At 45.1% G+C, this 20,663-nt stretch carries 28 protein-coding genes; 3 read left to right on the top strand and 25 right to left on the bottom strand.

What is annotated here, in order from left to right:
• Positions 1 to 54: 54 nt before the first annotated feature.
• The 19 genes from QGT46_RS08050 to QGT46_RS07960 all read right to left on the bottom strand — a co-directional run bounded on the left by QGT46_RS08050 (position 55) and on the right by QGT46_RS07960 (position 12,656).
• Entirely contained in the window at positions 55 to 249 is a 195-nt protein-coding gene (locus QGT46_RS08050; RefSeq protein WP_301590279.1) for a hypothetical protein, read from the bottom strand.
• 62 nt (positions 250 to 311) lie between these two features.
• On the bottom strand, positions 312 to 578 hold the full coding sequence (locus tag QGT46_RS08045; RefSeq protein WP_301590277.1) for a hypothetical protein: 267 nt from the start codon (positions 576 to 578) through the stop codon (positions 312 to 314).
• A gap of 13 nt (positions 579 to 591) precedes the next feature.
• Positions 592 to 1,989, bottom strand: a complete 1,398-nt coding sequence (locus QGT46_RS08040; RefSeq protein WP_287520014.1) for a M56 family metallopeptidase — start codon at positions 1,987 to 1,989, stop codon at positions 592 to 594.
• The gene (locus QGT46_RS08035; protein ID WP_024728696.1) at positions 1,970 to 2,347 is read right to left on the bottom strand and encodes a BlaI/MecI/CopY family transcriptional regulator; all 378 of its coding nucleotides are present in this window, start codon (positions 2,345 to 2,347) and stop codon (positions 1,970 to 1,972) included. The genes QGT46_RS08040 and QGT46_RS08035 overlap by 20 nt, the downstream gene beginning before the upstream one ends.
• Positions 2,348 to 2,572: 225 nt before the next feature.
• Entirely contained in the window at positions 2,573 to 3,175 is a 603-nt protein-coding gene (locus tag QGT46_RS08030) for an AAA family ATPase (RefSeq protein WP_287519988.1), read from the bottom strand.
• Positions 3,172 to 4,074 (bottom strand): PfkB family carbohydrate kinase, encoded by a 903-nt coding sequence (locus tag QGT46_RS08025; protein ID WP_287519986.1) that lies wholly within the window; start codon positions 4,072 to 4,074, stop codon positions 3,172 to 3,174. The genes QGT46_RS08030 and QGT46_RS08025 overlap by 4 nt, the downstream gene beginning before the upstream one ends.
• A gap of 3 nt (positions 4,075 to 4,077) precedes the next feature.
• Positions 4,078 to 4,728, bottom strand: coding sequence for a deoxyribose-phosphate aldolase (gene deoC, locus QGT46_RS08020; RefSeq protein WP_024728699.1), 651 nt, complete (start codon positions 4,726 to 4,728; stop codon positions 4,078 to 4,080).
• A 116-nt stretch (positions 4,729 to 4,844) separates the two neighbouring features.
• Positions 4,845 to 5,690 (bottom strand): class II fructose-bisphosphate aldolase, encoded by an 846-nt coding sequence (locus tag QGT46_RS08015; protein ID WP_024728700.1) that lies wholly within the window; start codon positions 5,688 to 5,690, stop codon positions 4,845 to 4,847.
• Positions 5,691 to 5,704: 14 nt separating this feature from the next.
• On the bottom strand, positions 5,705 to 6,088 hold the full coding sequence (locus QGT46_RS08010) for a tetratricopeptide repeat protein (RefSeq protein WP_287519984.1): 384 nt from the start codon (positions 6,086 to 6,088) through the stop codon (positions 5,705 to 5,707).
• Between the two features lie 42 nt (positions 6,089 to 6,130).
• On the bottom strand, positions 6,131 to 7,408 hold the full coding sequence (locus QGT46_RS08005; RefSeq protein WP_024728702.1) for a PTS sugar transporter subunit IIC: 1,278 nt from the start codon (positions 7,406 to 7,408) through the stop codon (positions 6,131 to 6,133).
• A gap of 32 nt (positions 7,409 to 7,440) precedes the next feature.
• Positions 7,441 to 7,731 (bottom strand): PTS sugar transporter subunit IIB, encoded by a 291-nt coding sequence (locus QGT46_RS08000; protein WP_006567562.1) that lies wholly within the window; start codon positions 7,729 to 7,731, stop codon positions 7,441 to 7,443.
• 52 nt (positions 7,732 to 7,783) lie between these two features.
• Complete coding sequence (locus QGT46_RS07995; RefSeq protein WP_024728703.1) at positions 7,784 to 8,230, bottom strand: PTS sugar transporter subunit IIA; 447 nt, start codon at positions 8,228 to 8,230, stop codon at positions 7,784 to 7,786.
• A 1-nt stretch (position 8,231) separates the two neighbouring features.
• A complete protein-coding gene (locus QGT46_RS07990; protein WP_024728704.1) occupies positions 8,232 to 10,223 on the bottom strand; it encodes a BglG family transcription antiterminator in 1,992 nt (663 codons plus the stop codon).
• Positions 10,224 to 10,368: 145 nt separating this feature from the next.
• Positions 10,369 to 10,671: an FtsB family cell division protein gene (locus QGT46_RS07985; RefSeq protein ID WP_024728705.1), complete on the bottom strand. Its 303-nt coding sequence runs from the start codon at positions 10,669 to 10,671 to the stop codon at positions 10,369 to 10,371.
• Positions 10,646 to 11,125 (bottom strand): spore cortex biosynthesis protein YabQ, encoded by a 480-nt coding sequence (gene yabQ / locus QGT46_RS07980; RefSeq protein WP_024728706.1) that lies wholly within the window; start codon positions 11,123 to 11,125, stop codon positions 10,646 to 10,648. Before yabQ ends, QGT46_RS07985 begins: the two co-directional genes overlap by 26 nt.
• Positions 11,125 to 11,415 carry a sporulation protein YabP gene (gene yabP / locus QGT46_RS07975; protein WP_009289329.1) on the bottom strand — a complete coding sequence of 97 codons (291 nt, stop codon included), beginning with the start codon at positions 11,413 to 11,415 and terminating at the stop codon, positions 11,125 to 11,127. The genes yabQ and yabP overlap by 1 nt, the downstream gene beginning before the upstream one ends.
• A 64-nt stretch (positions 11,416 to 11,479) precedes the next feature.
• Positions 11,480 to 11,719, bottom strand: a complete 240-nt coding sequence (locus tag QGT46_RS07970) for an RNA-binding S4 domain-containing protein (protein ID WP_024728707.1) — start codon at positions 11,717 to 11,719, stop codon at positions 11,480 to 11,482.
• Between the two features lie 128 nt (positions 11,720 to 11,847).
• A complete protein-coding gene (locus tag QGT46_RS07965) occupies positions 11,848 to 12,126 on the bottom strand; it encodes an HU family DNA-binding protein (protein WP_006567569.1) in 279 nt (92 codons plus the stop codon).
• Positions 12,127 to 12,227: 101 nt separating this feature from the next.
• Positions 12,228 to 12,656 (bottom strand): MazG family protein, encoded by a 429-nt coding sequence (locus QGT46_RS07960; RefSeq protein ID WP_024728708.1) that lies wholly within the window; start codon positions 12,654 to 12,656, stop codon positions 12,228 to 12,230.
• 95 nt (positions 12,657 to 12,751) lie between these two features.
• Between QGT46_RS07960 and QGT46_RS07955 the strand changes: the two genes are divergently transcribed.
• Positions 12,752 to 13,588, top strand: coding sequence for a S1 RNA-binding domain-containing protein (locus QGT46_RS07955; RefSeq protein ID WP_024728709.1), 837 nt, complete (start codon positions 12,752 to 12,754; stop codon positions 13,586 to 13,588).
• 23 nt (positions 13,589 to 13,611) lie between these two features.
• Positions 13,612 to 14,529: a CPBP family intramembrane glutamic endopeptidase gene (locus tag QGT46_RS07950; RefSeq protein ID WP_024728710.1), complete on the top strand. Its 918-nt coding sequence runs from the start codon at positions 13,612 to 13,614 to the stop codon at positions 14,527 to 14,529.
• On the opposite strand, the gene QGT46_RS07945 is transcribed toward QGT46_RS07950, so the two are convergent.
• From QGT46_RS07945 to QGT46_RS07930, 4 genes are all read right to left on the bottom strand, one after another.
• Positions 14,508 to 15,461: a ketopantoate reductase family protein gene (locus QGT46_RS07945; protein ID WP_024728711.1), complete on the bottom strand. Its 954-nt coding sequence runs from the start codon at positions 15,459 to 15,461 to the stop codon at positions 14,508 to 14,510. The two genes, QGT46_RS07950 and QGT46_RS07945, sit on opposite strands and share 22 nt — an antisense overlap.
• Positions 15,458 to 16,222 (bottom strand): glycoside hydrolase family 25 protein, encoded by a 765-nt coding sequence (locus QGT46_RS07940; RefSeq protein ID WP_024728712.1) that lies wholly within the window; start codon positions 16,220 to 16,222, stop codon positions 15,458 to 15,460. The genes QGT46_RS07945 and QGT46_RS07940 overlap by 4 nt, the downstream gene beginning before the upstream one ends.
• An 11-nt stretch (positions 16,223 to 16,233) precedes the next feature.
• Entirely contained in the window at positions 16,234 to 16,953 is a 720-nt protein-coding gene (gene srtB / locus QGT46_RS07935) for a class B sortase (RefSeq protein ID WP_024728713.1), read from the bottom strand.
• An 89-nt stretch (positions 16,954 to 17,042) separates the two neighbouring features.
• Positions 17,043 to 18,266, bottom strand: coding sequence for an InlB B-repeat-containing protein (locus tag QGT46_RS07930; protein ID WP_024728714.1), 1,224 nt, complete (start codon positions 18,264 to 18,266; stop codon positions 17,043 to 17,045).
• Positions 18,267 to 18,486: 220 nt separating this feature from the next.
• Here QGT46_RS07930 and QGT46_RS07925 point away from each other — a divergent pair, with 220 nt between their 5' ends.
• Positions 18,487 to 18,894 carry a secondary thiamine-phosphate synthase enzyme YjbQ gene (locus QGT46_RS07925; protein ID WP_024728715.1) on the top strand — a complete coding sequence of 136 codons (408 nt, stop codon included), beginning with the start codon at positions 18,487 to 18,489 and terminating at the stop codon, positions 18,892 to 18,894.
• Between the two features lie 192 nt (positions 18,895 to 19,086).
• On the opposite strand, the gene QGT46_RS07920 is transcribed toward QGT46_RS07925, so the two are convergent.
• Positions 19,087 to 19,818: an ABC transporter permease gene (locus tag QGT46_RS07920; RefSeq protein WP_024728716.1), complete on the bottom strand. Its 732-nt coding sequence runs from the start codon at positions 19,816 to 19,818 to the stop codon at positions 19,087 to 19,089.
• The gene (locus QGT46_RS07915) at positions 19,815 to 20,660 is read right to left on the bottom strand and encodes an ABC transporter ATP-binding protein (RefSeq protein ID WP_024728717.1); all 846 of its coding nucleotides are present in this window, start codon (positions 20,658 to 20,660) and stop codon (positions 19,815 to 19,817) included. The genes QGT46_RS07920 and QGT46_RS07915 overlap by 4 nt, the downstream gene beginning before the upstream one ends.
• Positions 20,661 to 20,663: the final 3 nt, after the last annotated feature.

The following is a 20,663-nucleotide window of genomic DNA, read 5'->3' as shown; positions in this document are numbered from 1 at the left end:
TCTCCTTTCATCCAGTTGTACTGTCTGTTATAATAAAGACGTCCATGTGATACGCTATCTGCATTTGCAGATATCTGGTTTGGCCGCCATTTGTATTGCATGGCTCTTTATTATAACCGCCTTCTTATGTGTCGTTGCTACTGCAAGTCCTGTCTGTTTTTTCTTCGGCATCACCGCCTTTCCATCTATCTCATCACTACCGCCGGTAATTTCCTTTGACAGTAATGGTCTTCCCTGATTTGTTCTCAACAAATACTCTGTATTTTCCTGGCTCTGTAATTGTAAAAGTTCTATTTACAGTACTGGTTGCTTTAGATGGACACTGTACTCCCTGATGTTTTGCTGAATTCTTTTGTCTGTTTTGAAATTTTATTTCCCACAGACCAATTCAGTGCATACGCTGTAGAATATGTAGTCATTAGCACTTCATCCACAGTCTCAACAGTCACATCCGGATCGTCTTCCATTGAAAAATATTCTGTCTCTCCGTCCACTTCTTCTGCGAACACAGGCATTGGGGCAGCGATCAATGCACAGGCCGCTGCGATTGCCATAGCTTTTAATAATATTTTTCTCATTCCTGCTCTTCCTTTATCGTTTTTTTGTAATAAGTTCATAATCTCCTGCCAGCTGAATCTTCTTTGTTGTCTGATTTTCTACAAAAAACTGGTATTCTCCGCTTTCCTTTATCAAAAAGCTGTGCTGTAGCTTGTCTTTATCACAGACAAACTTCTGCGTTCCATCCGGTGTTATGACTCCTGCGAGTATTTCATTATTGTTAACATTTGGGTTATCATTCTCCGAACATAACAACATCATCTGGATTCTGTCTCCTTTTTCTGCCTGAAATTTCTTACTCATCAAAAATTCGTTTGCTTTCGGCCACCAGTCTATCCATATATCTTTTTCTTTGCCAGGTACTTCGTCTTCCATCATCCTCTGTTTCGACAATGAGGTCCCCTTCCTCTGCTTTTCCTTCATTAATTTGGGTGCATCCATTTCTTTTAATATTGTTTTGCTGCTGGTCTTATCTTCTAAATATATGTATCCTCTATAATATCCATAAGATATTGCAGAGATCGTTGCCGCTCCCAGAGTGCAAAAACAGATGAAAAATATTTGTGCGCTTTTCCACGGGAATCCCTTCATCTTCCTGATAGAGGCGGTTCTCCGCATCCGCAGTTCCAGCCCTCTGCTGTTTTCATAAAGTGCAGAGGCCAGATACTGCCGGTATCCGCTTTTTCTTGCGGCGATCGAAATGATCGTGCTGAAATACTGTTTCAGGCTTCCGAACACCTTCAGCACATGGACATCACAGGACACCTCACTCCAATCCTCCACCTGACTGCAGATCTGCTTTTTCAGCGGATTAAACCAGTGAACACAGGCCAGGACATTACACATCAGTTTCCAAAAAATATCCCTCTGTTTATAATGTTCCATCTCATGCAGAAGAATGATCTCAAGTTCCTGCTTCGTGTAACGTTCCTCCGGCAGTATAATCTCAGGGCTGATTACCCCGCAGATAAACGGCACGGGAACCTGGTAGCTTTGGTAAACAGTGATTTTTCGCCGTACACACAGTTTTTTTCTGCACTCATCCGCAATTTTCTGAGTCTGTCTGCTGCAAATACAGAAATTCTCAAGTGACTTCCTCAGACGCCTGTATTTCAAAAAATAAAAGCACCCCGAAGCTGCGGCTCCAGCAAGCCATATTACGCCTGTTATCTCCGTAATGTTTCTGATCACAGCAGTAGAAGAAAACAGCCAGGACTTATGTGACAGATCCTCAAATATGACAGAAAGCACTGGAATAAAAAATGCACAAATAATAACCTTTAAAATCGCATAGTTGAGTTTTGCATCCCCTTTTTTCTCCAAATATTTGCTGACAGGTTTCCAGTAAAGAAATAAAACGCTTCCTGTCGCCGAACACAGGAAAATTCCTGTGAATACCCGAATCAGGACCTCAATCGTCTCCCAGCTCATCTAATACCCCCATAAGATGATCCACTGAATCTTCGGTCACTTCATTTGTCAATGCGCTTATCAGCTTTTGACTGGACCCGTCAAACCAGAAATCCAGCATCTTTGCTGTCTGGGTCTTTTTATACTCATCTTCCTCGGCCAGCACCTTTATATAAGAATGCCTCCCCCTCCTTTCGATCGCTATAAATCCTTTTCCTTCCATATCCACAAGAAATGTACGGAGCGTAGAACGCTTTGCATCCCAGCCGAACTGTTCTTTCAGCCTTCCCTGCATCTCCTGCACCGACAATTCTTTTTCTGAGCTCCATGCACACTTCATGATCAGTATTTCCCTGTTTGTTAATTCCCTTTCTCTCATACGTAAAATCTCCTTTTGTTATTCATTTAATGATTTAGCATAATTATAGCACAGCAGAAACGGAATTACAAGAAACCTAATAGACTAATCGCAGTTTTTCACAAAAATTTACTAAAACAAAGTTGTGCACAATCCGCGGAGCTTTTTTTCATGGGGAAGGTCGCAGAACTTCCCCATAAAATAAAAAACCCCATCCTAATTATAGAATGAGGTTTATGGCTGTCTCTAAAGCCACTTTTTCAACTGTCCTAATATTTTATCGTAGTCTATCTTGCTGTAATCGGTCACGTCTACTTCGATGAGTTTCCCCAGACAGAATTCTCCGTAACCCCGGTTCCTGCACCGGTCCATGAAGATATCATAATCCACAAAGCAGTCGCCTTTCGTCCGGTCCAGAAGCACATCCCCTTTGTGATAACGGCTCACCACATGACCCAAGTGACGGCTTGTATCCAGATCTCTCTGCTTTGACCGCCCGAAAAGGACATCCAGATCACCCACCAGGCGGATCGTAACAGGCTGATATCCGTATTCTTCACAGAGTCTTTCGAGCTTTCCTCTCTGTTTTTCGCTGAACGGATAATCCGAGATCAGCCGTTTCCCCTGTTTCATGGCCTCTTCTGTCCGCTCATAATAAAGTGTCCAGCTTTTATTCTCCAGAGCCGTCTTTTCTTCCATGTTGTCAAAGCCAAACTCATCCCAAAGCTGTTCCTTCATGTCATCCTGAGAGATCACCTGAAAATCCTTCTCCTGCTCCAAAATCTTATTGCACATATAAGTCTTTCCGGTGCCTGGATACCCTGCCAGTAAAATCAAAGTCCTTTTCATCTTTCCTGCTCCTTTAGCTTTCGTTCCGTCAAATCCAGAGACGGTATGGAACTCTGCCCTCCCAGACTTTCCACTGAAATAGCAGAGGCCATGGAGCTCAGCTTTAAAATATCTTTAAGAGGCATCTTTCTTGCCAGTCCACAGGCAAATGCCCCGTGAAAGATATCCCCGGCTCCGCTCGTATCAACGGCCCTGGCAGGATAGGCGGGAAGGTGTTTCAGTTCTCCGTCCTCTTCGTACAGCAATCCCTTTTCCCCCAGAGTGATCACCGCTTGCTTCTGGTTGATGCTCTGAATCCGGCCGAAAATCTCTCTGCACAGTCCGGGGTTATTCAGATCCACGACCTTCCCTGTATACTGTCTGGCAAAGTCTTCTGAACAGACAATATAGTCCACATATGGCGCCACCTCCATGGTACTTTCACGGCAGGTTCCCGCATCCAGTACGGACAGTGCCGACGGATATTTCTCAATGGCCCCGATGCTGAGTTTGGGAAGGTGTCCGTCGCTTAAGATCACACTCACATTAAGCTTGGGATAGGTATACTGCCGGTACCGTATTTCTCCTGGGAAATTAAAGATTGTCCTGGCTCCGTTTCCTGTATTGGAAAGGATAATGCTGTAAGGTGTCTCTATCCCGTCTTCCTCTACGAGATGGGACGTATCGACCCCCGCTTCTCTGAGGATTTTTTTAAGCTTTTTTCCATAGTCATCGTCACCGATACGGCTGATGAGGCTGGTTTCCTCTCCCCACAGGGCACAGAGATAAGCCGCATTCATGGCAGGGCCTCCCCCGCACTCCAGCCGGTCTCTGACACGGTACTTCTGATTTTCTGTCAGCTCTCCATCGTATGGAATTACAATATCATAGGCAGACTGCCCTACACAGACTACTGCCATAGGCTATTCCTCCTTCATGATCTTGATCAGCCTGCTGGTTCCAAGGCGGTCTGCGCCCAGTGAAAGAAAGCGTTCTGCATCGTCAAAAGAAGCAATTCCGCCTGCGGCCTTGATCTTTACTCCCTCTCCCACATGCTTTTTAAACAGCTCCACATCCTCAAACGCAGCGCCTCCCGTGGAAAATCCCGTGGATGTCTTGATGAAGTCAGCTCCTGCTTCCGTTACTGCCCGGCACATACGGATCTTTTCTTCTTCCGTCAGCAGACAGGTCTCCACGATCACTTTCAGGATCTTGTCACCGCAGGCTTTCTTCAAAAGACGAATTTCTTCAATAACCTTATCATCATTGCCTTCCTTTACATCTCCCAGATTCACGACCATATCGATCTCATCAGCACCGTTTAAAAGGGCATTCTTTGTCTCAAATTCCTTTACTTCACTGGTGGAATAACCGTTGGGAAAGCCGATGACCGTACAGAGTTTCATCTTGTCCCCCACATATTCTTTGGCTTTTTTAATAAAAGACGGCGGGATACAGACGGAAGCCGTCCCGTAGGCAATGGCATCATCACAGATCACTCTGATCTCGTCCCATACGGCTGTCTGTGCAAGCAGTGTGTGGTCAACAGTTTTTAAGATTTCATTTCTCTTCATAACAAGGCTCCTTCTCTCTGAAACTAAAGCGGCTGTTTAACTGGTTTCTTACTTACTATTGTAACAGATAAAACCGGGAAAGTAAGATGCGTTTTCCCGGTTTTATCTTCTGCCCCTTAGATTCTGAATAAAGATGCTTTCTCTTTTACAACATCTGCGACCTTGTCATTTGCAGGCCCGAGAAGATTTCTCAATGAAGTCAGAGGGGTCACATCCTCTCCGGTAAAAGTTTCTCTCACTACTTCGATATAGGATTTGTTAAGTTCTGTGCCTACATTGATCTTTTTCATTCCTTCTCTGACACAGCGCCTCATATCTTCGTCGGACACTCCGGTGCCTCCGTGAAGAACCAGACCGGTATCCCCAAGTTTCGCTTTCAGTTCGGCCAGCAGTTCATAGTTGATCTTTGCCTTGGATTTGTACTGCCCGTGAGTTGTCCCGATGGAAACAGCCAGTGCGTCCACCCCGGTGTTCTCGGCAAAATAAAGGGCATCTTCCGGTTTCGTATACATGGCGTCATCCTTGGCAACGACCACACCTTCCTCCGCACCGCCGATGGAGCCGACTTCACCTTCCACGGATACATTTCTTTCATGGGCATAGGCAACCACTTCTTTTGTATTTTTGATGTTTTCTTCTAAAGACAGAGAGGACCCGTCATACATGACAGAGGAATATCCCTTGTCAATAGCTTCCTTCAGTGCATCAATATCTTTGCAGTGATCCATATGTAAGGCAACGCTTACAGCAGATTTTTCAGCGATTGCCTTCACTGCGGCGATCAGCGGTTCAAATCCGATGTATCTGGCAGTGCCGAGAGAAGTCTGTAAGATCACAGGCACGCCAAGTTCCTCTGCCGCTCTGACCATAGCCGGAAGCATCTCGAAACAGTGCACATTAAAAGCACCCACAGCCCCCTTTCCTTCATTTTCTTTAAACAAGTCAATTAAATTTCTATACATATCGGTTATCTCCTTTACGCTTTTCCACGAATGACATCCTTAGACAGTTTCATCAGCCCGTCAATTTTATCCATGTATTCTTTCATCTTTGCATCATCTTTTGCCTCCGAAGCTTCTCTTCTTTTTATGTTGTAGAGCTTCAGCAGATCGGTATATGCCTTACCAAGGGCTTTGCTCTCTGAAAGGCTGGTCTCATATGCTCTGATTGCCTTGTCTGTCTCTTCAGCCTCAAAGTACAGGCTCCCAAGCTCGTTCAGCGCCTTGTTCCGCTCCTCCCCGGAAAGATCCGGAAGCTCTTTTTGTATGGCCTCGGCCTTTTTTAAAAGCTCTTCCCGGCTGATTTCAGGTACAGCCTCTTCTTTCGCCGCTTTCTCTTTTTTCTTTTTAAACAAAAACATTTTTATTTCCTCCTGCCGCATCATAAACTATTTATTTACGAACTAAAATATTGCAGCTATTGACTTAAACAGCATGAACAGGAAACCGGTCACTACCGTATCCACGTCCGTACAAGTCGTATTGATAAATCCAATGTCGGCAAGCATCGGTGAGAGCATAGCCGGCAGGAAGGTAATAAAGATTCCGTGAGCAATACATCCGATCATGGCTCCCCGTCTTCCGCCTACCTGGTTTGCAAATATACCTGCTGTTCCGCCTGCGAAGAAGTTGGACAGTACTCCCGGCAGGACCATAGGAAGTCCGAATACCGGAGTCAGGAACATTCCGATAATAGAACCGATCGTTGTAAAGACAAATCCGAAGATGACCGCATTCGGCGCATATGGGAACAATACCGGGCAGTCCAGTGCAGGCACTGAGTTTGGAACCAGCTTCATGGAAATTCCCTGGAATGCAGGAACGATCTCGGCCAAGAGCATGCGGACTCCTGTCATCAGCACATAGACACCTACGACAAACTGCATACCCTGTAAAAATGCATGAACGATAAAGTTCGTATTTCCCGCATATTCTGCACATGCGGCCGGCCCTGCAAATGCAGCTGTAATCACATAAAGCGGTACCATGACAACCATGACAGAAAGGTAAGTATCCTGTAAAAATTCCAGGCTCTTTGGAAGATTGATGTCCTCTGTGGATTTTGATTTTCCGCCGGTCAGTTTTGCAATCAGCGCTGTGAACATATAACCGATTGTGCATAAGTGTCCGAGTGCGATATCTTCACTGCCCGTAATCTTCTTTACAATAGGCTGTGCAAAGGCAGGCATGAAGGTCGCAAAGAATCCTCCCACGATACTTCCGATGATGATCAGAGGTACACCTGTTAATCCACAGTAATAAGCGAATACCACACAGAGTGTCGCCTCCCAGAGCAATGCCTGGCCTGTCAGGAATATGTATTTGAATTTTGTAAATCTTGCAATGATAATATTGACGATAAAGATTCCCGCAAGGGTGATGGCGATCTCGCTTCCCAGCCCCAGCTCATTCATGGCCTGGCCGTTGATTCCCTCGATGGAGGCAACCAGACCCTTCAATCCGAATGCAGCCTTAAATATGTCTCCAAAATAAGTCAGCGATGAAACGATGACAGCAGAACCTGCGGACAGTACAAGAAATCCGAGCATGGTTTTCATTGTTCCTGAGATGACGGCTCCCACCGGTTTTTTCTGCAGGACCAGACCGAGCAGCGCAATCAATGCGATGATGATGGAGGCCTGCGTTAAAATATTATTGATGATAAAATTCAATACTTGCATAGTTTTTCCTCACTTTCTTTTTCCTCTTGTTTTCAAAGTTCTCCCAGTTCTTTTAACACCGGTACAAGCTTCTCCCGGATTTCATTTTTGTCTACCAGGCGCTCTAAAAATACTGTCGGGCAGCTGATCGTATAACGCTCAAACTGCTTTTCAAAATTCTTTGCGGCGATTATGATGTCTGCCTGTGCCCCGGATACACTGGAAATGTCCGTGTGATCCATTTTTGCGTCTACTCCCAGGTCTTTCAATACCGCTTCCGCACTCATCTGGCATGCAAAACTGCTTCCGAGCCCTGCCCCGCACACTGCTAAAATCTTTAACATGTTCTATCCTCCTTTTAAAATGGTTGTCGTGTTTCTTTTTATAGCAGCCTTATCAGGCATTACTATTCTTATTGAGAAAATCAAACAATTCCTGCTTATCCTTCATTGCGGCGATCTCCGGAATCCATCCCTTTTCCACGAAGCCAACGATCATTTTCAGAATGTCCAGATGGCTTTCGCTGTCCACCGCCGAAAAACAGATCAGGACCCTTACCGGTTCCTTATCCCCGTCAAAGAAGACCGGTTCTTTTAAGGTGATCAGGCTGCAGCCGATGCCGGTAGCCCCGCATTCCGGCCTTGTATGCGGCATAGCCAGGCCGTCGGCCACGATGATGTATGGCCCCAGTTCTTTGATGGCACTTATGATTCCTTCCACATAGGACTTTTCAGCACATCCCTGGCTGACCAGCATCTCCGCTCCGATCCTCACTGCCTCTTCCCAGTTTTTTGCTTCTATCTGCAGCTGCACATTGTTTTCGTTTAAGATTAGCTTTTCCACTTCATATCCTCCCTGCTGTTTCTTTAAGCTTCTCTTCCTGTTCTAATAAGTCTTTGATAAACTGCCCATAACAAGGGTGCTTCACCAGTTTCGCCACGCCGGAATTTCCGATCAAAAACTGATATAGGTTTTTAAATACAACTTCCCAGACATCGTATTTGCTCTGGGGAATGTTTAACATCAGGACTACCTGGACTTTTTCATTTTCCCAGATGACTGGCTTTTTCAGGACCATGACGGAAACAGCCGCCTCCTCCATATCGTTAAAAAGGGCATGTGGTATGGCCACCAGACTTCCCAGTTCTGTAGTTGACATCTCTTCCCTTTTAAAGATGGATTGCTTGATCTCCTGGTTGATATAGCCCTTTTCGACCATGACGTTGGCCATAAATTCAAGAATTTCCTGTTTGTCCTTAAACTCCATATTGGTGAAGAAGAGGTCTTCCCGGAAGATGCTGCTGTAATCAATGACTTTCATCTGGTTTCCACTGTCTGTGATCACCGTAGCCAGATGGTTCAGGTCATCATCATCCAGAAACAGTTTGATCTTTTTTATTTTTTCAGACTGAAAATCGGGAAGCTCTACCGTGGTCAGCACCAGATCGGCGCTGTCAATCAGTTCTTCGTTCACTTCCTGTACCGGACAGGATTTTACGATCTCTATGTACTGCCCAAACTTATGCTGTAATTTCTCTTTTAGGAGCAGCGCCGTGGCAATGCCTGCGATACAGACCAGAACTACTTTCTTTGGCTCCTGTTTCCGATTCAGCCCTTTTCTCTCCAGTGCCGCTCCGAAATGCATGGCCAGAAATCCGATTTCCGACTCTTTTGCCTTGAGCTTATGTTTTTTTTCAATCACCTCCCCGGCTACGACTGCCAGTTCAAAGGCAAGCGGATACAGGTTTTTGATACTGTCCAGAAACTCATTTCTTATATTCATGTCAAACCGGAGCCTCTGCAAAGCCGCGCTCAAATGCATGGCCAGCCCGTTGATCAGCTGATTGTCGTCGGACAGATCGATCCCTGTCCCCGAGCGGATGGTATTTAAAATGTCCTCAATTTCATCCTTATACTCGTAATCCCCATCCAGATTCTCGATCAGAAAACGCTGGCTGGAGATCAGATGCTGGGTCAGATAATACACTTCATCTCCCAGGGAGATGCCCAATTTCCTGGAAATCTCATTTATAATCTGCTGGGCACAGCGGAACTCCTTTGTTCCCGAAAACAGCTCGATCTCTTCTTCATCGTATTTCACATGCCGTTTTTTCTCGAAACGCTTAAGCATGATCAGGCTATGTACGAGCAGGTTACGGAAAGCGATATCCGTAAGCCGCAGGTTAAAATCTGTGATCGCTTCCATGAGGATGATCCTCAGATTTTCCACCTCATCGGATGAAAAAATGTCCTTGTAAAACTGGTTCCCTATATCTCCTGTATCCTTTTGGTTGTTGAAAATGTATTCCGAAATACAAAACCGGATCTTCGTCTCCTGCCCTACGACTCTCATTCCTTCCTTTTTTGTATCACTGATCCGAAGGTCATGTTTTTTAAGTATCCCGTCGATAGTTCTCAAATCTTTTTTCAGAGTGGAAGTACTCACAAACAATTCTTCCTCCAGATCAAAGAAGTCGATCCTCTCCCCGCTGTTCAGAGAGTTCAGCAAAAGCCTGGAAATAATATAATAAACCCGTTCTTCCGAATCTGACGGAATGATATTTTGAAACGGCTTTGAACTCTCTTCTTTCCGGATCTCTTTTTTCAGGACGTCAAATTTCCGGCTGTCGTTCACAGCAAGCTTATATCCCTGCCCGATCTCTGACGTGATCTCTGCTCCCCTGTCCGCAAGCATCTGATTTAACTCTTTGATGTCATTCCTGACCGTCCTTGTAGAAACGCCCACAGACAATGCAATGCTTGCCCCGGTAATCCTTTTTTCATTTTCCAAAAAGAAGCGAAGGATCTTGATCAGCCTCTTATTGTATCTCTCCATAGTTTCCTCCTCTTTGTTATACATTATAGGTAAATGGTATTTTTGATGATAGTTCGTAAATTTCCGCTTGAAGCGGAAAGAGGAACAACGAATTTATGACAAAAAAGAAAGCCTGACATCCATGTCAGACTTCTTTTTGAATCCATCAATTTGATGGTCTAACTACATACTCATCCGGATAAAACAATCCGAATTTTACACGTGCAGTTTTTTCTATAAATTCTTTGGTCTTAATATACTCCTTCTTATCCTTCAGTTCCTGCTTTTTATCTTTCGCCTTTTCTATCTGCTGTTCCAGCTGGGCCTCCTCTTTCTGAAGGGCCGCCGACTTTTCCGACAGCCTTCGGTAAGCAATGGACATCACAATGACAAACATAATGACGACAAGTAAGATCACCCTTGTTCTCTGCCTGAGTCCTTTTTTATAACTGCTTATCTTTCTCCCCATGTGTATCACCTCTTTTGTGCCCCTTCCTCATTAAGGCTATTTTAACGTTTTTTCTCTCCTGTTTCAATCTCCATCTCATATTTATTCCGGCTTTGGCAAACGGATGGCGGATAATACGAAATATTTTCCCAAAGACCTTTCTAATATTATGTAACAAAAACACAAGACCTTCTAATACCTTCGGGCTGATGAGCATATAATAGACTGCCATGCCGATGATCAGACCTAAAAAGAAAAATCCACGGAGTTCTCCCCAATTATACCAGCAGAGAAACCGGAAACACAAGAAGCCCACAAAGATCCAGTAGAGCACATCCTCCACTGATACGACCCATAATTTGTGCCGGAATACGACGCGGAAACTCCTGATGCCGTCATAGACAAGCAGCAGGCATGCTCCGAACCAGACAGCCCCCAGGAAGAAATAAAGCTGGCCTAACACTGCTTCCTGCATTATTTTAACAGCCTTCCGAGCAGCCCTTCTTTTTTGCCTCCGTTATGGTCATCCACATCTGAATATAGGAAACTGTCGACTTTACCGTCTATCTCCACCTCGCCTTTTTCTACCAAAAGCTTTTTCACATGCAGATTAAACCCCTTGATCATCAGGAGTCCCTGCTCCGTATCGAGTATGATCTCATTCAGGTCGAAGGACACTACATCCCTCACTCCCGTAATGACACCCAGAGAACGGTTCAGCAGATCCACTTTATGTGTTTTCATAGGTTGTCTATCTTCTATCATGAAAAAATCTCCTTTCATAGTTTATACACTATATGAAAGGAGAACGAAAATCATGTGAAAAATATCAAATGTATTTGTATAATTCTGCCGCCTGGTCTTTTTTTACTGTGTCTTCCACCCGGAGGACTTCCACGGCCGCCTCTTTATTACCGAACGAGATGCGGATCTCGTCCCCCGGTTTTACGTCTGTCCCGGCTTTGGCGGTCTTGCCGTTGACGGTCACTCTCCCGGCGCTGCACGCTTCATTGGCGACGGTCCGGCGCTTGATCAGCCTGGATACTTTAAGAAATTTGTCTAGTCTCATTCAATATTACTCCTTTGATGTTGGTTTTCGAAAAACAAAACAGAAATCTGCAGAACTTCCCTGTAATATAATATAAAAGAAGCCGCCCTTATAAAAATTGAAGGGCAGCTTGATTTGTCGTTCTGTGATTATTTTTCGTTTACGATATCTTTCAGAGCTTTTCCGGCTTTGAACTTTGGAGCTTTGGATGCAGGAATGTTCATCACTTCACCGCTTCTTGGATTTCTTCCTTCTCTTGCAGCTCTCTCAGAAACTTCAAAAGTTCCGAAACCAACTAACTGAATTTTCTCACCCTTCTTTAATTCTTCTGCAATGACATCTGTGAAAGCTTTTAAAGCTTTTTCTGCATCTTTTTTAGATAATTCAGTCTTGCTTGCGATAGCCGCAACTAATTCTGTTTTGTTCATTGATTATATTCCTCCTAATTTCGTCATAAGCATTTTCTGCTCTTCGATTACATGAGTTCATTGTATAATTAAGGTGCCTGCATGTCAAGCCAAAATGCGCTTTATTCCTTATTTTCAGCCAATTCACGGGCTTTGCGCTTCTTTTCTATCTTTTCTAATTCCTTGATCTTCCTCCAGCTGGATAATTGTTCCTCCCGAGTGGAAAATGTCTCATCTCCGAACACATGAGGATGCCTCCGAATCATTTTCCTGCACACTCCGTTCACCACATCCGAAAAACTGAAATCTCCCCGTTCCTCGGCGATCCTTGCATGCATCACCACCTGAAGGAGAACGTCTCCAAGCTCCTCTTCCAGATTCTGCATATCATTATGTTCAATGGCCTCCACCACTTCCCCGCTCTCCTCCACGAGACAGGGGATCAGGGATTCATGTGTCTGCTTCCTGTCCCACGGGCATCCGTTTTCTCCCCGCAGTTCTTTTACTACCTGGATAAAATCTTCTATTGTATAGTATTCTTTTTCCTGCATTTTAAGACTCCCTCCGTTTTCTTTTTATGGTATCACATTTTCTGCAAATGAAAAGCGATTTATGCTATAATAATGAAACAAAGAAAGGAAGAACTATGATTAAATTAGGAGAAAACCAAGAACTTTATATTGTAAAATTTGCCGATTTCGGCGCATATTTAAATGACGAGGAAGGTGTGACGGAACAGAGTATCCTTCTGCCAAAAAAACAGGTTCCGGAGGGAGCCCGGGTCGGAGACCGCATTTCCGTCTTCGTCTACAAGGATTCAAAAGACCGTCCGATCGCTACGACTTCCCATCCTCTCATTACGATGGGACATCTGGCCGTCCTCAAGGTTAAGGAGATCACAGATATCGGTGCATTCCTGGACTGGGGACTGGAAAAAGACCTGTTCCTCCCATTCAAAGAACAGACATCCAAGATCAAAACGGATCATTCCTATCTGGTCAGGCTTTATATTGACAAGAGCCGGCGTCTCTGTGCTTCCATGAAGATTTATCAGGCACTGAGCAGTGAACATGACTATGAGAAGGATGACTGGGTCACAGGCACCGTATACAGCATTAACCCTGAGATCGGTACGTTTGTAGCCGTAGACGACCAGTATTTCGGCCTGATCCCGCTCAACGAAGTCCACACCAGACTGTCTGTGGGAGACTCTGTAAATGTCCGGGTACTCCGCGTCCGGGAGGACGGCAAACTGGATCTCTCACCGAGAGATAAAGCATATCTTCAGATAGATGCAGACAGCGAGCTGGTCATGGAAACGATCAAAAGCTATGACGGGGTACTCCCATTCACCGACAAGGCGAGCCCTGCCATGATTGACAAAGAACTGGGACTCAGCAAAAATGCCTTTAAGCGAGCCGTCGGCCGATTACTGAAACAGAATAAGATCGAGATCACCGGCGGAACCATCCGGGCAAAATAAACTTACAAGGAGCTGGATATTATATGAAATATTTTAAGACACCGGGCTGTTTCTGTCTGATGTATTTGTTTGTCTACTTTTTTGTTTCCCCTCTGCTGCAGTTTGCAGTACAGGACCGATATTTGTTTATGATTGTATTTTATCTGGTACTTCTTGGCCTTGGCATCGGTTATCTGAAGATTGGCAAAGAAGATGTGAAAGCGAGACTTCATCTGAAACCTCTGAGACCGGCCGCTGCATTGCTTTCTATCCTTTTAGCATTTACGGTCCTGCCTTTTATCAGCCTGATCAATAATGTAAGCCAGCTGATTTTCCGGGACTTTATTACCTCCAGTGTATCCACGGCCTCGCAGAATCCCTGGCTTTCCGTCCTGGCACTGTCTATTCTTCCGGGGATCGTAGAGGAAGTGCTGTTCCGGGGCGTTATTTATTCCGGTCTCAGAAAAGCACGCCCTATCAAAGGAATCCTGCTGACCGCATTATTTTTCGGCATCGCACACATGAATTTCAACCAGTTCAGTTATGCCTTTGTCCTGGGACTGGTCTTAGGTCTGCTTTTAGAGGCTTCCGACAGTATTTATTCCTGTATGCTGCTCCATGCCACATTTAACGGCGTCAGCGTCATAACCAGCATCATCTATGGACTGATCGGCAATTCTTCTCTCATGACCCAGACCGTATCCACGGCCCAGAGGCTTCAGGCCATCGCAGTCCTGGTTCCTGTAAGTATTGCCTTTCTGGCGCTGAGTGTTCTGATCCTCATTGCCATTTCCCGCCTGTGCGGCCGTTCCGGTTATCTGAAGACATGGCTTGACAGGGATATCCGTCAAAGCTGGCCAAATGAAAAAGCCGCCGGTATCTCATACTATGCGGCTTTGATCATCAGTTTCGGCTATGCAGTATTGCTGGAATTTGTATCCTATGCGTCATCCTGTTTGTGATCCGGCTGGTGGTCATTCCAGGTTTCCAGGGTTTTGATACAGTGATAAAACATTTGATTATAAGGAGTTGGGATACCCAGCTCCTTTCCCATTCTTATGACCGCTCCCGCAAACATCTCCACCTCCGTCTTCCTTCCGGCCTCGATATCCTGAAGAGTCGAAGGTTTCCCATAGAATGGGGCGCTCTCAAAATAGGTCCTGTGTTCCAAAAGATCTTCCTCTGTCAGATGGATACCTTTCTTCCCGGCAATAGCGATGACTTCCCTGGCCGCCTGCTCCCTCAGCTCATTGGCATCTTCACTGATGGTCCAGATGCCGTAAGGGACACGAAGGATAGCAGCGCTCTGATTCTCGCTTACATTTGTCATAAACTTATGCCACATATTTCTCAGCATATCTTTTGGCACTTCATATGGAATTTTGCCCTTTTCAAATACATCCCTCACGGAACACACGGTTTCCGACAATGTATCGTTATACGCCTGGCCGAAAGAAATCTTGCCGGCCCCCACCGGAAAAGAGATTTCATTTCCATGGTGAAGGGCCGGTACACGTATTACGGAATACAGCACCTCATTGTCGGGGTAGGCCGCTTTGATCCGCTCTTCACTCTCCACTCCGTTCAGCAGTGACATGATGACAGTGTGTTCCCCTACCTGGTTCCGGATATCTTCGATGGCCTGGTCAAGCGCCGTATACTTCACACTCAAAATAATAAGATCCGCCGGTCTGCTCTCCCATGAGGGCTCAGCCGTCTGGAATTTCCATTGTTTTCCGTTGATGATGACGCCGTCCCTTTCCAGACGCATTCTGCGCTCTCCTCCTGCGATGACGCAGAAATTCTCGCTGCCGAGCGCTTTGCAAAGCCCGGGTGCCGCGAATCCGCCGATGGCCCCAAGGCCTATCAATGCTGCTTTTTTGATTTCTCTCATAACAGGTTTCCTTCCTTATCTGTTAAATAGTAATTCAGATCGCAGTGGCCGCTTCCCGTATTTGCCCCGGGAACAGAAGCCTGATCCGTAAACTGCCACATGTGGTATTGATATGGGATATCCGGCTCATCCTCTTTTGTATAATGAGCCACCCACATTTTATATTCTTTAATACCGTCATAGTCAAAATAGTGTTTTAAAAAGTAAGCGTTGGAATAGACCATGGGCTCATAGCCCGCCCGTTTGATCTCTTCGCAGAAAGCCCTTGTCAGCGCCGTCACATTCTTTTTCCCGGTTTTCATGACTTCTTCTTCCTCTATGTCAAATACCACGGGAAGCTTCAGATCTTCCGGGTCAATATCATGCTTCTTCAACAGGGAAATACAGTGTTTTGCCTCTTTCACCGCTGCTTTCACGTCCCCGGCATAAGAGTAATAATAAACTCCGCAGTGAATGGATGAGATCTTTGCGTTCCGGTAGTTTGCAATAAACATCGGATCTTCTGTGCCCTTTTTCTTTTTTTTCGCACCGGAGCCGATCTTTAAAACAGCGTGGTTGATCTGGCTGTCCTTTACTTTCTTCCAGTTGACTTTATGGTTGTATTTTGAAACATCGATCACCTTGATATGGCCGTTTTCGACTTTTGTCTCGATCGGCAGTCCGATATTTTGGATGATCCATATAAAAATAAAAGTGACAATAAAAAGAAACGTGCAGATAACTGCAAGTTCCCTTTTATTTTTCTTTGTAAATTTGAACATATAAGTCCTCGTTAATCTTTGCTCTCAATCGCATGTACAAATGTACGGTTATCTTCCTGTTCATAACTGCACGTGACAAACGTATACAGCTTCTTTGTTTTCATCACAGTCTTCTTCGGTATCCTGGACTGGATATCACTCATGGACAAAATCTCCTCCAGATACTTCTTCATGTCCTTCCTGTCCCCAAAAGTGATCGGGATCAGCTTGTCGGCCTTTCTTGCATAAGAGGCAACGACCTTCAGGTCCCTTTTCCCATTCGGAGTATAAAGGGTGATCGTATCCTGTTTCTTGATAAAACTCTGCTCGCGAAACTTCATAAGGTCTGCAAACATCGATCCGTTCCTCATATGATGCCCGTATATGATATTGTGCTCCGCACCGAAATCCTTATCCCCGTGGCAGTCCATGAAAACTGCTCCGGAACTGTTCTTTGTCCCCTCAAATGTTGTGTGCAGATAATAATCGTTATCCTTCCCAAGGACGACCGGGTAATCGATATTGGTTCCCCTGGCATAGACCCAGCCGATGGTATCCGGATTGATCTTCCTGAGTTTCTCAAAATCAATGACTCGTTCTTTTCCTTTTGTTTTGACCACTTCCTGTGCTATCTTATCATATTCGTCATCTGCCTTTTTATATTCCAGATAATACCCCGCGAGTTTCCATCCGCTGAATAAAAAGACCACGATGCACACAGCCAGAAGAAGATTAGAAATTACTTTTTTCATGCAGCTTCCCTCACCTAAACCTTATTTTTATCAGTATAACACAAAAAGAACCGGTCTTCCTTAAAGAAAGCCGATTCTTTTCTTAAAATTTATTTAGCCGGACGAGCAATCATTTTAATGCATTTGGTGTATTTATATTTTGCCTCCACAACGCCTACTCTGCGGTTGGCCGCGTGGATGATCCTGCCGTTTCCTATGTACAATGCCACGTGGGAAATGTTCCGGTATCGCCCGTTTCTTGTGTAGGAATAAAAGATCACATCTCCCGGGAGAAGCTTTTGGGCCTTCACCCTCTTATAAGATACGACTTTTTTATGACGCTTCATGTACTTGGCTTCACTCGCTGCCACCGGAGCATAAGAACGGCTTCCGAAATGTATGCCGTACGGCTTGTAGCAGCGCCAGATCAGAGAACTGCAGTCATAATAGCCCTTCCTCATTCTCTTTGGCTGGCTGTATCGGCATCCCTTTGCTTTTTTAGCCTTCGCGATAGCTTTGACCGCCTTATAGGAAGTGACCTCCGCCTTATAGGTCTTCTGTTTTCCGTCTATCTTGACATAAAACCAGGTAATGCCTCTCTTTTTCGGGTATATGACCAGCTGATTATCCTGAATATAAACTTTCGCCCTGCTGCCGCTTACTGAGACAGATGATCGGCTGGTAGAACTCAATCCCCTGATCGGTATTTTCGCAGTCCGGTTCTTTGCCACAGTCCCGCTGCTCTTTGACAGATATGGATTTGTGACCTGTACGCCTGCTGTCACAACCTGGCTGCCCACTATGGCCTGTACATAAGTCCTTCCCGCCGCTTTTCCTCTTACGTTTCCGCTGCTGTCCACAGTGGCGATGCGTTCATCCCCTGACTTCCACACAGCCCTGGGCGACGAAGATTCTCTTACTCCCACCTTCGCCTGTGCAGAGACCGCCACAGTCACATGGGGACGGTCAAGCGTATATTCTTTTTCCCACACAGCCGTGAGGATCAGATCTCTCCGAGGCATCTCATCGGCACTGAAATTCCAGTATCCGGTCTGTCCTCCGCTCTGATCACTCCAGCCCTTAAATACATATCCGTTCCTGACAGGCGTCTCCGGCTCGGAAATAAGTTCTCCTGCTTCGATCTGGCGCACGGCCTCCCTCACCGTGCCGCCTGCTCCGTCAAACCTGACCTGATATGATTCTTTCTGTCCTATGTTTTTCTGAATATCTTCAGTGCTGCCGCTCTCTGCCGGCGCCGCTGAAACCGGCACAGATGCTGCTGCCATAGTCAATGCCATGGCCCACACTGTAATATATTTTTTATAGCTCCTCAACTCTCTTCTCCTCCGGCAGCTCATTCTATCGTAAGATTTTTGTAATATTATCGTTAAACCTTATTCATAATATCACAAATATTGTCATAGAACAAGAATATACGGCAGTAAATTCCAAAAAATACAATATAATTTCACAGGACTTAACAATGAGGCCTGACAGAAGTTGGCACACCTTTCCTGATGCGGTATACTGAGAGCAAAAGAAAGGAGCAGTGAGATGAAACAGACTTTTTTTGAACACCATTTAAATCACACCGGACGGGAGGATATGATAAAAATCACTTCCTTCCTGGAAGAGGACCTGAGAATTTCGGGGATCAAAGACGGCATCGCCGTCATCCATTCTCCTCACACAACGGCAGGGATTACAATCAATGAAAATGCGGACCCGGATGTGGTCCACGATATGCTCTTCGGGTTTGACAAGGTATATCCTCTGCATGACAAAAATTACCGCCACGCAGAAGGAAACTCCAATGCCCACCTGAAAACATCGACCGTCGGCCCGTCACAGACGGTCATCATCGCTGACGGAAAACCGGTACTTGGAATCTGGCAGGACATCTACTTCTGCGAATTCGACGGGCCCAGAAACCGGAAATTCTATATAAAGATCATTGAATAGTGGTAAAAAACTCATAAAAATGGTGCCGGAATATCTTCCGGCACCAACCTGCTTACAATATGTGCTCTGTTACCGGCAGAGCATTTTAAAAAAGAGAGGATTAAGTATATATGAAAAACTATATTTTCATTATAGCAACTTTCCCTTTAAAAACAATATATAGAAAATAAACAATTCTAAACATATTATAAACTATTGGCTGTCTACCCCTCTTTTCTTGTAGACAATATTAAACACTGCAATGCCGATGACAATCCATACAAGGCAGACCGCATAGTGTTTCATGTTGGCTCCGGAGAGAAAGGCGGCTTTGTTTCGGTATTCTCCGTTCATGATCTCCATAAAGGCGTTTGTTGGAAGACAAAATGCTATCTTTTCCAGTACCCTGTTCATCCCGGCAAATATCGGCGGCAGCATCAGCAGAAGCATCAGCGGTGTGGAAATCGTTCCTGTTGACATCTGATTTTCAGACAAAATCCCCACAGTTGCGCCTAAAAACAGGATACCGATCGAAGCCAAAGTGGAGATGAGCATATAGCCCGCAAAAAACTTCATGTCAAGTCCCACCAGCAGATAATTTGTCACAGAGATTACTTCCATTAATAAGAGTACAACAAACATCTTGCTGGCCAGAAACTCCATAGCCCTGACATCGGACATGATCAAAGTCCGCAGGGTATTTTTCTCTTTTTCCTCCGCCACCATCATGCTCAGCAGTGAGATCGGCGCGCAGATCAGATTCAGCACTTCACAGAGAAGCAGAGGGTATAACATCCCTGTCTCTTTTCCAATCGGCAGCACCTTTGTGTAAAGGACACAGAATAAAATTGGAAGCAGTAAAATAAAAAAAGTATTTTTATTACCCGCAAGCATTCTGAAATCCTTTTTCATCAGTGCTTTTATTATTCTCGCTCTTAATTTCATGCTAATTCCCTCCCCGTCAAGTCCAAGAATATCGTTTTCAAGTCGGGTTCCACTGAATGGATCGTCACAACCTCTTTGTCTGCACTTAAAAGTTCCTCTGCTATGGCCGTTTTGTCCTTCGGAATTTCTTTTACAGTTCCGTCTGTGTAAAGGATCTTCACCCTGTCTTTTGCATATTTGATCTTCAGTTCTTCCGGTACCCCGACCTCTTTGATGACCCCTTCGTTTAAGAATGCCACTCTGCTGCAGAGTTCATCTGCTTCCTCCATATCATGAGTCGTAAGAAAAACGGTAGTTCCGTCCCTGTTCAGCTGTTTGATAATATCGTGAACATCCTCACTTGTAGATGGATCAAGATTGGCCGTGGGTTCATCCAAAAACAGAAGCTTAGGTTTATGTAAGATCGCCCTGGCAAACAAAAGCCTCTGTTTCATTCCCCTGGAAAGTTTCTCAGCCTTTTTCTTTCCGTCTTCTGTTAAATGAAGCTGCTCAAGCACCTCCGGAATCCTTGTTTTCGGAAGCCTGTAAATCTCAGAAAATATTTTAAGGTTTTCCTCCACCGACATTTTTTCATACAAGCCGCTGTTGTCGGATAAAATTCCAATGTTCTGATACAGCTTGCTGACATCTTCAAACGGTTCCATTCCCATGACAGAAATTTGACCGCAGTCCTGCCGAAGCTGCGCGCTCAATAATTTGATCGTCGTTGTCTTTCCGGCTCCGCTGGGCCCTAAAAATCCAAAGATTTCTCCCTCCGATACCCGGATATTCACATCGTCCAATGCCATTTTCTTCTGAAATGAAATGCCCACATGTTCCATTGTTATGCAGTCTTGATTCATGTA

This window comes from Anaerostipes faecis (genome assembly GCF_910574135.1).
In the GTDB taxonomy this organism is placed as follows: domain Bacteria; phylum Bacillota; class Clostridia; order Lachnospirales; family Lachnospiraceae; genus Anaerostipes; species Anaerostipes hominis.
Note: the sequence above shows the minus strand (reverse complement) of the source record. Positions and strands in the feature narration are given on the sequence as shown.